The 12,908-nt window shown below is 66.7% G+C and carries 10 protein-coding genes; 7 read left to right on the forward strand and 3 right to left on the reverse strand.

Annotated elements, in window-relative coordinates; all coding sequences use genetic code 11:
• Positions 1 to 99: 99 nt before the first annotated feature.
• Genes CLV77_RS07115 through CLV77_RS07125 form a run of 3 tightly spaced genes read right to left on the reverse strand, consistent with a single transcriptional unit; the run spans position 100 to position 2,290 of the window.
• Complete coding sequence (locus CLV77_RS07115; RefSeq protein ID WP_076978630.1) at positions 100 to 624, reverse strand: CinA family protein; 525 nt, start codon at positions 622 to 624, stop codon at positions 100 to 102.
• Positions 621 to 1,139 carry a phosphatidylglycerophosphatase A family protein gene (locus tag CLV77_RS07120; protein WP_076978629.1) on the reverse strand — a complete coding sequence of 173 codons (519 nt, stop codon included), beginning with the start codon at positions 1,137 to 1,139 and terminating at the stop codon, positions 621 to 623. Before CLV77_RS07120 ends, CLV77_RS07115 begins: the two co-directional genes overlap by 4 nt.
• Complete coding sequence (locus CLV77_RS07125) at positions 1,136 to 2,290, reverse strand: bifunctional 2-C-methyl-D-erythritol 4-phosphate cytidylyltransferase/2-C-methyl-D-erythritol 2,4-cyclodiphosphate synthase (RefSeq protein ID WP_076978628.1); 1,155 nt, start codon at positions 2,288 to 2,290, stop codon at positions 1,136 to 1,138. Before CLV77_RS07125 ends, CLV77_RS07120 begins: the two co-directional genes overlap by 4 nt.
• Before the next feature lie 222 nt (positions 2,291 to 2,512).
• Between CLV77_RS07125 and dusB the strand changes: the two genes are divergently transcribed.
• The 7 genes from dusB (at position 2,513) to CLV77_RS07160 (ending at position 12,797) form a co-directional block, all read left to right on the forward strand.
• Positions 2,513 to 3,448: a tRNA dihydrouridine synthase DusB gene (dusB, locus tag CLV77_RS07130; RefSeq protein ID WP_233128035.1), complete on the forward strand. Its 936-nt coding sequence runs from the start codon at positions 2,513 to 2,515 to the stop codon at positions 3,446 to 3,448.
• On the forward strand, positions 3,445 to 4,518 hold the full coding sequence (locus CLV77_RS07135) for a two-component system sensor histidine kinase NtrB (protein WP_076978626.1): 1,074 nt from the start codon (positions 3,445 to 3,447) through the stop codon (positions 4,516 to 4,518). Before dusB ends, CLV77_RS07135 begins: the two co-directional genes overlap by 4 nt.
• Positions 4,518 to 5,891 carry a sigma-54-dependent transcriptional regulator gene (locus CLV77_RS07140; RefSeq protein ID WP_076978625.1) on the forward strand — a complete coding sequence of 458 codons (1,374 nt, stop codon included), beginning with the start codon at positions 4,518 to 4,520 and terminating at the stop codon, positions 5,889 to 5,891. The genes CLV77_RS07135 and CLV77_RS07140 overlap by 1 nt, the downstream gene beginning before the upstream one ends.
• Before the next feature lie 223 nt (positions 5,892 to 6,114).
• On the forward strand, positions 6,115 to 8,301 hold the full coding sequence (locus tag CLV77_RS07145; protein ID WP_083707633.1) for a sensor histidine kinase NtrY-like: 2,187 nt from the start codon (positions 6,115 to 6,117) through the stop codon (positions 8,299 to 8,301).
• Positions 8,302 to 8,323: 22 nt separating this feature from the next.
• Positions 8,324 to 9,745, forward strand: coding sequence for a nitrogen assimilation response regulator NtrX (ntrX, locus tag CLV77_RS07150; protein WP_076978624.1), 1,422 nt, complete (start codon positions 8,324 to 8,326; stop codon positions 9,743 to 9,745).
• Between the two features lie 163 nt (positions 9,746 to 9,908).
• Positions 9,909 to 11,285, forward strand: a complete 1,377-nt coding sequence (gene trkA / locus CLV77_RS07155) for a Trk system potassium transporter TrkA (RefSeq protein ID WP_076978623.1) — start codon at positions 9,909 to 9,911, stop codon at positions 11,283 to 11,285.
• 3 nt (positions 11,286 to 11,288) lie between these two features.
• Complete coding sequence (locus tag CLV77_RS07160; RefSeq protein WP_076978622.1) at positions 11,289 to 12,797, forward strand: TrkH family potassium uptake protein; 1,509 nt, start codon at positions 11,289 to 11,291, stop codon at positions 12,795 to 12,797.
• The last annotated feature ends 111 nt before the right edge of the window (positions 12,798 to 12,908 follow it).

The following is a 12,908-nucleotide window of genomic DNA, read 5'->3' on the forward strand; positions in this document are numbered from 1 at the left end:
AAGAAAAGAAGCATTTGCATGGGCGGGCGCTGAATAGCTGTGCAAACTGGGGAAAGCCCCATATTTGTGCGCGCCCCGGGACGAATGCCCAAAAAAGCGTCAGTCGTGAAACAGCTCGGCAAAGCCCGCAATCAGCAGTTGCAGCGCATGCTCGCAGGAGGCCTGGCGCACGTTCTCGCGGCCCAGGGCACCGAACTCGACCGTTTCGGTCCGGGTCGCGAGGCCAGAACTCTCGGCAAAAGCCAGGCCGAAACAGACCCGGCCCTCGGGCTTGTGCTCGGACCCGCCGGGGCCCGCGATGCCGGTGATCGAGACCGCAAGGCCTGCCTTGGCACCCGCGCGCAACCCCTCGACCATCTCGCGCGCGACCTCTTCCGAGACGGCGCCGACGGCGTCCAGCGTTGCCTTGCGCACCCCCAGCAGGGACATCTTGGCGTCGTCCGAATAGGTCACGATGCCCCGGTCAAACATGTCGGACGAGCCCGCCAGCCGGGTCAGACGCGCCGCGACCAGCCCGCCGGTGCAGCTTTCGGCGCAGGCGAGGCGGATGCCGTGGGCGCGCGACAGTTCCAGCAGCCGGGCCTCGGGCGTTTCGGCGTCCGGTCTGTCGGCGGGCGTCTTCACAGCCCCAGCGCCCCGTGGGAGATGGCGGCCGCCAGCGCCACGACCACGGCCGCCAGCAGACCCGCGATGACATCGTCCATCATCACGCCGAATGGATCCTCGCGCCGGTCGGCCCAGCCGACGGGGCCCGGTTTCCAGATGTCGAAGAGGCGGAACATCAGGAAGGCCCCGATCCAGCCGGGGTAGGGAAAGATCCAAGGATCGACCCCCGCGTGCCACAGGCCCGCCGACAGGGGCCAGAGGGCGATCCACTGGCCCACCATCTCGTCGATGACCACCTCGGACGGGTCGTGGCTGCCGGTGGCGCGCACATGCACCCCCGTTGCCCACCAGCCCAGCCCAAAGGCCAGGATCGTCAGGATCACCAGGCCCGGAAAACCCATCGTGGCATGGATGACCCAGGCCAGCGGGATCGCGGCGGCGGATCCCCATGTCCCCGAGGCCGGGCGCAGAAAACCGATGCCGCCCATGGTGGCGACGGGCGTGGCAAGCGGGGTGGTGAACAGCCGGCTCATTCGGCGATCAGGGTAACGGTGGCCATGGCGGCGATCCCTTCCTCTCGACCGGTGAAGCCCAGCCGCTCAGATGTGGTGGCCTTGACGCTGACCCGGTCTTCTTCGATCCGCAGGATGCGGGCGATTTCTTTTGTCATTGCAGCGGCATGCGGGCCGATCTTCGGGTGCTCGCAAATAAGCGTGCAATCGGCGTTCGACAGGCGGAACCCCCGCTCGGCGGCCAGGGCGACGGCGTGGTCCAGAAACCGCTCCGAGGCCATGCCGCGCCATTGCGGATCACTGGGCGGAAAATGGCGACCGATGTCGCCCGCGCCCAACGCGCCGTAGATGGCGTCGGTGATGGCATGCATGCCGACATCGGCGTCGGAATGGCCGACAAGGGCGCGGTCGTGATCGACCCGCACGCCGCAAAGGATAACCCCGTCGCCGGGGCCGAAGCGATGCACGTCGAAGCCGTTTCCGGTACGTATGTCCACCCGGTCCCCCAGCAGTTTCGCGGCGCGCGCGAAGTCGGCGCCGGTGGTCAGTTTCAGATTGGTTTCATCCCCCGCGACGATACGGACGTCAAGGCCGGCGGCGCGGGCCACCTCGACATCGTCGGCGGCGGGCGGCGCATCCGTTTGGGCGGCGCGGGCCAGATGGGCGGCGCGCAGGGCGGCGGTCGCGAAACCCTGGGGTGTCTGGGCGCGAAACAGCCCGGCGCGGTCGCGGGTGCCGCTGACCAGATCGTCCCTGCCGGTCCAGAGGGCATCGGTCACGGGCAGGGCGGGGGCGGCGCCGGGGGCTGAGTCCAGCGCATCGATCACCCGGTCTATGAGGTCGGCCGCCACCAGCGGACGGGCGGCGTCGTGGATCAGGACGCCCGCCGTCTCGACCGCCTCCAGCCCCGCGCGGACCGAGGCGGCACGGTCCGCGCCCCCGTGAACCTGGCGCAGGCCGGGAAAGCGCGCCTCCAGATCCAGGGCGGCAAGCGTTTCGGCATCGTCGGGATTGGTGACGAGGATCAGCGCGTCGATGCGTGGATGATCGGCAAAGGCGGCAAGGGTGCGCAGCAGGACGGGGGTGCCGGCCAAGGGGCGAAACTGCTTGGGCAGGCCGCCGCCCGCGCGCAGGCCGCGCCCGGCGGCCACGATGATTGCGGTGATGTTCATGCCCCCGTCATAAGCAGCGGCACGCGCTGTGGCAACGGCGGCCCCATTGGCCCGGAAGTCTGCACAAATTTTGGGCACTGCATGTCTGGGGTCATTTCCGGGGGGCGGTTTTGTTGCATCCCGGCTGCCTCTGCGGTAGCTCGAGGATGTTGCACAAGGATTGAGCATTTGACCGTTCGGATAGCATCCATAACCCCGGATACCCCCGTCTTCCTGGCCCCCATGGCCGGAATCACCGATCTGCCCTTCCGCACCCTGGTGCGCCGCTTCGGTGCCGGGCTTGTGGTCTCGGAGATGGTGGGCAGCCAGGAGATGGTCCAGGCCAAGCCTTCGGTCCGCGCCAAGGCCGAGCTGGGGCTGGGGGTCGAGGGCACGGCCGTGCAGATCGCCGGCCGCGAGGCTCATTGGATGGCCGAAGCCGCCCGCATGGCCGAGGCCGGCGGCGCGCGCATCATCGACATCAACATGGGCTGCCCCGCCAAGAAGGTGACAAGCGGCTATTCCGGCTCGGCGCTGATGAAGACGCCCGATCACGCCCTGTCGCTGATCGAGGCTGTGGTGAACGCGGTCTCGGTGCCGGTGACGCTGAAGACGCGGCTGGGCTGGGACGACGCCTCGCTCAACGCGGCGCCTTTGGCCCGCCGCGCCCAGGAGGCCGGGGTGCAGATGGTCACCATCCACGGTCGCACCCGGTGCCAGTTCTATAAGGGGACCGCCGACTGGGCCGCCATCGCCGACGTGGTCCAAGCGCTCGACCTGCCGGTGATCGCCAATGGCGATATCGTCGATACCGCCACCGCCCGCAAGGCGCTGTCCCTGTCCGGCGCCGGGGGCGTGATGGTGGGGCGCGGCGCCCGCGGTCGTCCCTGGCAGCTTGCCGCGATCGCGGCGGGGCTTGAGGGCCGGGGCCAGTGCCCGGAGCCCCAAGGCCACGACCTGGCCGACCTAGTGGCCGAGCATCACGCCGCGATCCTGTCCTTCTATGGCCAGGAGCTGGGGATGAAGAACGCGCGCAAGCACCTGGGCTGGTATCTGGACGCGGCGGGGCAGGGGGCCCACCCCGAGCGTCACGCCCTGCTGACCGAAACCCACCCCGACCGGATCGCGCCACGCCTGCGCCGGATCCTGGCCGAGGCCCCTGTCGAGGTGGCGGCATGACCCTTCTGCCCGAAACCATCTGGGCCTCGTTGCCCGTGCCGGCCGTGATCGTGGATGTCGATGACCGCATCGACCTGGTCAACCCGGCGGCCGAGCTGTTCCTGAACTCCTCGGCCCGGGCGCTGCGGGGCGCGCCGGTCTGGGACCGCATCCATGTGGACGCGCCGCTTGAGGGGGCGTTCGAGCGGGTGCGCGCCAACCAGGCGCCGCTTTTCGTCAATGATGTCGATGTCGGCTGTGGCGAGCGGCCGCCGATGCAGTGCAACCTTCAGATCGCGCCCCTGGTCGATGACGGAACCCGGGTTCTGATCCTGCTGGAGCCGCGCGAGTTCGCGGACCGGCTGGGCCGGGCGCTGTCGTCGAAATCGGCCGCCCGCTCGGCCATTGGCATGTCCGAGATGCTGGCCCACGAGATCAAGAACCCGCTGGCCGGCATCACCGGCGCGGCCCAGCTTCTGTCGATGAACCTGCCCGCCGCCGACCGCGAGATGACGGACCTGATTGTGGCCGAGACCCGGCGCATCACCTCGCTGCTGGATCAGGTCGAGCAGTTCGGCAACCTGCGCCCGCCCCAACGCCAGCCGATCAACCTGCATGACGTGCTGGACCGGGTGCGCAAGTCGGCGATGCTGGGCTTTGCCGCGCATATGCAGATCGTCGAGGATTACGACCCCTCGCTTCCCAACACGCTGGGCGATGCCGATCAGCTTGTGCAGGTGTTCCAGAACCTGATCAAGAACGCGGCGGAGGCCAGCCCCCAGGGCGGCACGATCCGCATCCGCACCTTCTACGAGCTGTCGATCCGGGTGAAGCGCCGGGATGGCACCGGCGGCCCCGTGCCCTTGCACGTCGAGATCATCGACGACGGCCCGGGCCTGCCGCCCGAGATCGCCGGCGAGGTCTTCGAACCCTTCGTCTCGGGGCGGGAGAACGGGACCGGGCTGGGCCTGGCGCTGGTCTCCAAGATCGTCTCGGAACACGACGGCTGGATTTCCCTCGATACCGTGCCGGGCCGCACGGTGTTCCGCATCTCGCTGCCCATGGCCCGCGCTGACCAGGAGACGAACTGATGGATGGCACGATCCTTGTAGCCGACGACGACCGCACGATCCGCACCGTCCTGACCCAGGCGCTGACCCGGGCGGGGTGCAAGGTGCACGCCACTTCGTCGCTGGTGACGCTGATGCGCTGGGTCGAGGAGGGGCGCGGCGATCTGGTGATCTCGGACGTGGTCATGCCAGACGGCAACGGTCTTGAGATGCTGCCGCAGATCACCGCCAAACGTCCGGGCATGCCGGTGATCGTTATCTCGGCCCAGAACACGATTATGACGGCGATCCAGGCCGCCGAGGCCGAGGCATATGACTACATGCCCAAACCCTTTGATCTGCCGGACCTGATGAAGCGGACGGCCCGCGCGCTTGAGGTCAAGCGCCGCGCCCCTGCCGCCGCGGCCCGCCCCGCCGGCGCCGAGACCCCGCAGGAGGATCTGCCGCTGGTCGGGCGCACGCCGCAGATGCAGGCCCTCTATCGCCTGGTGGCACAGGTGATGAACACCGACCTGCCGGTGCTGGTCACCGGAGAGTCGGGCACCGGCAAGTCCCTGATCGCCCGCGCCGTGCATGATTTCAGCGACCGGCGCACCTTGCCCTTCGTCACCGTCAGCGCCGCCGATCTGACCAGCGTCGACAGTGCCACCAACATCCTCGCCCGCGCACGCGGCGGCACGATCCTGTTTGACGAGATCGGCGATCTGGACGCCGACGCCCAGGCGCGGGTGGTGCGGATGCTGGACGCGCTTGGCCAGAACGCACCGCGCATCATGGCCTCCTCCCAGCAGGACCTGCTGCGCAAGGTCGAGGCCGGCGTGATCCGCCAGGATCTTTATTACCGGCTGGGCGGGGTGACGATCCAGGTGCCATCGCTGCGCGAACGGGTCGATGACATTCCGCTGCTGGCACAGCACTTCCTTTCCAAGGCCGAACGTGAGGGGGCCCCCGCGCGCAGGCTGTCGGCCGATGCCGAGGCAATGATCCGCGCCTACAGCTGGCCCGGCAACGTGCGCCAGCTTGAGAACGCCGTCCGCCGCCTTGTCGTGACCTCGCCCGAGGACGAGATCGGCGTCAACGCGGTGACCAGCGTTCTGGGCAGTCAGCCCGAGGTGGAACCGCTGATCGGGCTTGATGACGGCGATCGACTGACCTCGTCGGTCTACAAGCACCTGCGGCGGTATTTCGACCTGCATGGCGGGGTGCTGCCGGCGCGCGGACTTTATCAGCGTATTCTCAAGGAGGTGGAGGTTCCGCTGATCGAGATCGCGCTGGAGGCCACGGGCGGAAACCAGGCCAAATGCGCCGAACTTCTCGGGATCAACCGGAATACCCTGCGAAAAAAGATCACCGAGCTGGATATTCACGTGACACGCCGCCGCAAATTGATGTAAGAATGCAACAGGTGCGTTGCGCTTCGGGGACAGGCCCTCGGTCACGCACCCACAGTTGGAGGTTCGCTTTCTGGTCACCACCAGAAATCGTTCCCTGTTCGAGCGGTCAGGAGACAGCGTGCGTCGGCCCATCCCATCAACGCCGCCGGCGGGGGCGCAGCGGCATTCGCGAAAGAAGCGGAACACCTGGGCACGGGTAAACCAGCTGCGGCATCAGCGGCGGGTGCAGAATATCGTGACATTCGGCCTGGTGGTTCTGGGCCCGGTCCTGGTGGTGGCGACCTACCTGGTTCTCGGCCCCCTCAACCTCGGCTCGGCGGCAACAGCGCTGCGGCTGGTTTTGCTGGCCGACCTGATCTATGTGCTGTCGATCGCGGCGCTGGTGATGCAGCGGGTGGCGCGGATGATCGCGGCGCGGCGGGCGCGCTCGGCCGGCTCGCGGCTGCACCTGCGCCTGACCGGCGTTTTCGCCATTGTCGCCCTGATCCCCACGATCCTGGTCGCCGTCTTCGCCACCCTGACCGTTAACATCGGCCTTGAGGGCTGGTTCTCGGACCGGGTTCGGCAGGTGGTGGGCAACTCCCTCGCCGCCGCCGAGGCCTACGAGCAGGAGCATCGCGACGACCTGCGCCAGGACGCCGAGTCCCTGGCCGCCTATCTCAACGTGGCGCGGCAGGCGACTTTCCTGTTGTCGGACGGCAATTTGCGCCAGCTTCTGACCCAGGGCCAGGCGCGGATTCAGCGCGGCCTGCGCGAGGCTTACGTCATCGACGGCACCGGCGAGATCCGCGCCCGGGGCGAACGCAGCTATCTTTTCGATTACGAGCTTCCCAGTCGCCGCGATTTCACCCGCGCCACCGAGGACGGGATCGCCATCATCGAGGATTGGCGCAACAACGAGTTTCGCGCCCTCGTGGCGCTTGAGGCCTTCAACGACCGCTATCTCTACGTCTCGCGCGAGGTCGACGGCCAGATCCTCAACCTTCTCGACGACACCCAGGAAACCGTCCGCCTCTACCAGCAGCTCGAGAATGAGCGGGGCAGGGTGCTTTTTGAGTTCGGCCTTCTCTACCTTGGTTTCGCGGTGATCCTGATGCTGGCGGCCATCTGGCTGGGATTGTGGTTCGCCGAGCGTCTGTCGCGGCCCGTGGGTCGCCTGACGAGTGCGGCACAGCGGGTTGGCGACGGGGATCTGAACGTGCAGGTGATGGAAGAGGATGGCGACGACGAGATCGCCATGCTGGGCCGGATCTTCAACAAGATGACCCGGCAGCTGAAGGGCCAGCGCGAGACGCTGCTTGAATCCAACCGCCAGATCGAGCGGCGTCGGAGGTTGTTCGACTCGGTCCTGTCATCCATCACTGCCGGTGTGATCGGCCTGGACAGCAAGGGGCGGATCGATTTCGTCAACCGCTCGGCCGCGGTGCTGCTGGACCTGGAGGAGGGCGCCGGGCTTGAAGGGGAGTTGGCCCTTGTGGTGCCCGAGTTCTCGCACCTGCTGGAGCAGCTTCGCGCCGGACAGCGCGACACCACCCAGGAAGAGATCAAACTGACCCGCCACGGCAAGCGCGAAAGCCTGCTGGTGCGGATGAGCGTGCGGGTCAACGCCAAGGGACGGCTAGAAGGTTACGTGGTGGCCTTCGATGACGTGACGGACCTGGTCAGCGCTCAGCGGATGGCCGCGTGGGGCGACGTCGCCCGGCGCATCGCCCACGAGATCAAGAACCCCCTGACGCCGATCCAGCTTTCGGCCGAGCGGCTCAAGCGCAAGTTCGCCCCCCGGCTGGGAGAGGATGGCGAGGCCCTGGCCCAGATGACCGATGTCATCATCCGCCAGACCAACGACCTGCGCCGCATCGTCGACGAGTTCTCGAAATTCGCCCGCATGCCCGAGCCCGAGCGGCGTGAGCATGACATCCTGGAACTGATCCGCGGCGCCGTTCTGCTGCAGCGCCCCGCGCTGGAGCCTGTGAGGCTGAACGCCGACATCCCCGACGGCACGCTGCCGGCGGTTCTGGATGCGACCATGATCTCGCAGGCGTTGACGAACCTGATAAAAAATGCCGGCGAGGCCATTGAAAGCCTTGTCGAAAAAGGCGCACCCGAGGATTACGATCCCGAGGTGCGCGTCGCTGTCGAGACCACGGACCAGAAGGTCGTGATCCGCATCAGCGACAACGGGATCGGCCTGCCGGTCGATCGGGCCCGACTGTTCGAGCCCTACGTTACCACCCGCGAAAAGGGCACCGGCCTCGGCCTGCCCATCGTCAAGAAGATCATCGAGGAACACGGCGGCACGCTGGAGCTGACCGATGCGGACCCCTTCGGGGAGACTGCGCATCGCGGGGCCATGGCGGTCGTCACCTTGCAGGTCGGCGCCGAACGCGCCGGCGTCCTGAAATCGGCCTGAGAAACAGGGAGTTTGCAGTATCATGAGTGACATTCTTATCGTTGATGATGAAAAGGATATCCGGGAACTGATCGCGGATATTCTCCAGGACGAAGGCTATTCCACCCGCCTGGCCGCGAATTCCGGCGAGTGCATGGCCGAGATCAACCGCACGCCCCCCGGGCTGATGGTTCTGGATATCTGGCTCAAAGACAGCGACATGGACGGGATCGACATCCTCAAGACCGTCAAGCGCGACAACCCGGACATTCCCATCGTCATCATTTCGGGCCACGGCAACATCGAGATTGCCGTCGCCGCGATCAAGCAGGGCGCCTATGATTTCATCGAGAAGCCCTTCAACATCGACCAGCTCATGGTGGTGATCGGGCGGGCGATGGAAACCTCGCGCCTGCGCCGCGAGAATGCCGAGTTGAAGCGCGCCGACGGTGGCGCGACCGAGATGATCGGATCAAGCGCGGTCTTCAAATCGTTGAAATCGCAGCTTGACAAGGTGACGGGATCCAATGGTCGTGTGATGCTTTCTGGCCCCGCCGGGTCGGGCAAGGAGGTGGCGGCACGCTACATCCACCAGCATTCCAACCGGGCCAGTGCACCCTTCGTCTGCGTCAACTGTGCCTCGATCGAACCGGACCGGATGGAAGAGGTGCTTTTCGGCAAGGAAAGCGCCGACCGCTCGGTCGAGCCCGGTCTGCTGGAACAGGCCCACGGCGGCATCATCTATTTCGACGAGGTGGCTGACATGCCGCTGGGCAGCCAGTCCAAGATCCTGCGCGTGCTGGTCGATCAGCAGTTCCAGCGCGTGGGCGGGATGGACAAGGTGCGGGTGGACCTGCGGGTCGTGGCCTCGACCAGCCGCGACCTCAAGGCCGAGATGGCGGCCGGCCGCTTCCGCGAAGAACTTTACCACCGCCTGAACGTGGTGCCGATCGCCGTCCCCTCGCTGGAGGAACGGCGCGAGGACATCCCCGAACTGGCGCGGCATTTCATCGATGATTTTCACCGCAGCCAGGGCCTGCCCCTGCGCGAGCTTTCGGAAGAGGCCGAGGCGCTGCTTCAGACCATGGTATGGCCGGGCAACGTACGCCAGCTTCGCAACGTGATCGAGCGGGTGCTGATCCTGGGCCCCGACAGCGGCGAGGTTTCGGTCAAGGAGCTGCCCTCCAGCGACACCGGCCCCGAGGATCCCGATCGGGTCATCCTGTCGGGAAGCCTTGCGACCTTGCCGCTGCGCGAGGCGCGGGAGCTGTTCGAGCGGGAGTATCTGATGACCCAGATCAACCGCTTCGGGGGCAACATCAGCCGCACGGCGACCTTCGTGGGCATGGAACGCTCGGCCCTGCATCGCAAGCTGAAGTCGCTGAACGTGGTGACCAGCGCCAAGGCGGGCACCCGCGTCGCCCGCGTCGACGAGATGGAAGAGGCGGAGGCCGACGGCGCATAAGACGGCCCCCTAGCCGCAGGGTCCGAGGGACGGGTCCGAACCGGCGCGCGCGCCACGCAGGGCGGCCATGCATTCGCAGCAGGCCGCCCGTGGTCGCGCGCGATTGACGGCTTGGGGCGCTTCTGCCATGCAGGGCGCCTGACAGCCGCAACAGGGCAGAGACATGAAGGTCATCATCTGTGGTGCCGGACAGGTGGGCTGGCAGATCGCCCGCCACCTGTCGGGCGAGCGCAATGACGTCACCGTCGTCGACAGCAACCCCGACCTCGTGCGCCGGGCCACCGACACGCTGGACGTGCAGGGCATCGCCGGCTTCGCCTCCTATCCCGAGGTGCTGGACCGCGCAGGTGCGCGCGACGCCGACATGATCATCGCCGCCACCCACTCGGACGAGGTCAACATGGTCACCTGCCAGGTGGCCCATTCGGTCTTCGCGATCACCCGCAAGATCGCCCGTCTGCGCAGCCAAAGCTACCTGACGGCGATCTACTCGGACCTCTACCGCCGCGAGCATATGCCCATCGACGTGGTGATCAGCCCCGAGCGCGAGGTCGCCGAGGCCGCCCTGCGCCGGTTGAACGCGCCTGCGGCCTTCGACACCGAAAGCTTCCTTGAAGGCGATGCGCAGCTTCTGGGCATCCTGCTTGAGGAAAACTGCCCGGTGGTGAACACGCCGCTGAAGCAGCTTTCTGAGCTTTTCTCGACCCTGCGGGCCATCGTCGTGGGCATCCGGCGCAAGGGCAACCTTTTCGCGCCCGAGCCGGGGGATCAGCTGTTCCCGGGCGACCAGATCTACCTGATCGCCCATGTCGAGGATGTCTCGCGCACGCTGGAGATCTTCGGCAAGTCCAGCCGCAAGCAGGAGCGGGTGGTGATCGTGGGCGGCGGCAACGTCGGCCTGTCGGTGGCCCGCTCGCTTGAGACCCAGACCGACCGGGTCCGCGTCAAGGTGATCGAGCGTAACCGCGCCAGCGCCGAGCGTGCCGCCGACGAGCTGGAGCGGACAATCGTTCTCAACGGCGACGGCCTGGATCGCGAATTGCTGGAAGAGGCCAACATCTCGCGCGCCGACGCCATCCTGGCCGTGACCGACGACGACAAGACCAACCTGCTGGCGGCCGTGCGCGCCAAGGCGGCGGGCTGCCCCATGGCCATCGTGCTCATCAACGACCCGACGCTGGTGCCGCTGCTGGAGCCGATGAACATCGACGCCTACATCAACCCGCGCTCGACCACCGTGTCGTCGATCCTCAAGCATATCCGCCACGGGCGGGTGCGCGCGATCTACTCCATCGGCGACGCCGAGGCCGAGGTGATCGAGGCGCAGGTCCTGTCGACCTCGCCCATCGCCGGCCGCATGATCCGCGAGATCGATTTCCCGGAAGGGGCGCTGGTCGGTGCGGTGCGCAAGGGCGACAAGGTGATCCGCCCGACGGCGACCACCAAGATCGAGGAGGGGGACATCATCGTCCTCTTCGCCCTGACCGAAGACGTGCCCGAGGTCGAACGGCTGTTGCAGGTCTCTGTGGACTTCTTCTAGGCCATGCGGGTCCTGTTCAACCTGCCGGTCATCGTCCTTCTCATGGGGATCGGTGCCGTGGCGATGTTCATCCCCTCGCTATTCGCGCTGGCGCAGACGGATTACACGACCTCGCGCGTCTATTTCTACTTCGGCACGCTTTTCCTGATCGTCACCGGGCTGATCGGGCTGGCAACGGCCAACTACCCCCAGTCCAGCGCCGCGCGCAGCCATCTGCTGTCGCTTCTGGGCAGCTTCACCCTGCTGCCGCTGGTGCTGGCGGTGCCCATGTCCGAAGCGGTCCCCAACCTGCGGTTCGTGAACGTCTATTTCGAGATGCTCTCGTCGCTGACGACGACCGGCGCGACCATATTTCAGCCCTCCGCCACGGTGCCCGACGCGGTCCACCTGTGGCGCGGGCTTGTGGGCTGGATGGGCGGATTCCTGATCTGGCTGGCGGCCACGGCGATCCTGGCGCCGCTGAACCTGGGCGGGTTCGAGGTGACATCCCTGCGCCAGGCGGGCCAGACCACCTCCATGCGCCAGATCAGCCATGTCGCCGACCCGACCGAGCGGCTTGTGCGCTTCACCCAGACCCTGCTGCCGCTTTACTCGTCGCTGACGGTGGCCCTGTGGATCTTGCTGATCGTGGCCGGGGGCGATCCCTATTTCTCGGTGATGGCGGCGATGGCTACCATGTCGACCAGCGGCATCATGCCCCCCGGCGGCGTGGTCGAGGCGGGCTTCCTGCCCGAGTTCGTGATCGCGGTCTTCTTCATCTTCGCCTTGTCGCGGCAGACCTTCGCCAGCGAACGGCGCAGCGGCAAGCTGGCCCATTTGCGCGACGACCCGGAACTGCGTCTGGCGGCCGTGGTCGCGGCGGCGCTGCCGGTCGCGCTGTTCCTGCGCCACTGGTACGGCGCCATCGAGGTGGACGACCTGTCCAACACCGAAGGGGCGCTGCGGTCGCTCTGGGGGGCGTTCTTCACCGTGGTCTCGTTCCTCAGCACCACCGGCTTTGTGTCAGCTGACTGGGACGCGGCGCAGAACTGGTCGGGCTTGCAGACACCGGGTCTGATCCTGATGGGCCTGGCGCTGGTCGGGGGCGGGGTGGCCACCACCGCGGGCGGCGTCAAGCTGTTGCGGGTCTACGCGCTTTATTCTCACGGTGTCAGGGAGTTGGAGAAACTTGTTCACCCCTCCTCCGTGGGCGGGGCAGGGCGCGCCGGTCGTTCCATCCGTCGCCAGGGCGCCTATATCGCCTGGATCTTTTTCATGCTTTTCGCGCTGTCGATCGCGTTGATCATGACGGCGCTGACGCTGACCGGGCTGGGGTTCGAGCCGGCGATGGTGCTGACCATCGCCTCGCTTTCCACGACGGGGCCCATCGCCCAGGTGGCCTCCCAGGCGCCGATTGCCTACGCGACATTGCCTGACGCGGCCAAGTTCATCCTGATGGGAGCCATGGTCCTGGGGCGGCTGGAGACCCTTGCCATCATCGCCCTGCTCAATCCGGACTTCTGGCGCTCTTGACGCAAGCGTAAGCAATAACAGGCGAAATTCGCCCGATTGGGGCTGGAATATGTTGTGAAGCCAAGACATACTCTGGCGACAAGAAAAGCGGTCGGAGGGCCGCTTTAACAA

It is taken from the genome of Brevirhabdus pacifica, assembly GCF_002797755.1.
GTDB classification, from domain to species: Bacteria; Pseudomonadota; Alphaproteobacteria; order Rhodobacterales; family Rhodobacteraceae; genus Brevirhabdus; species Brevirhabdus pacifica.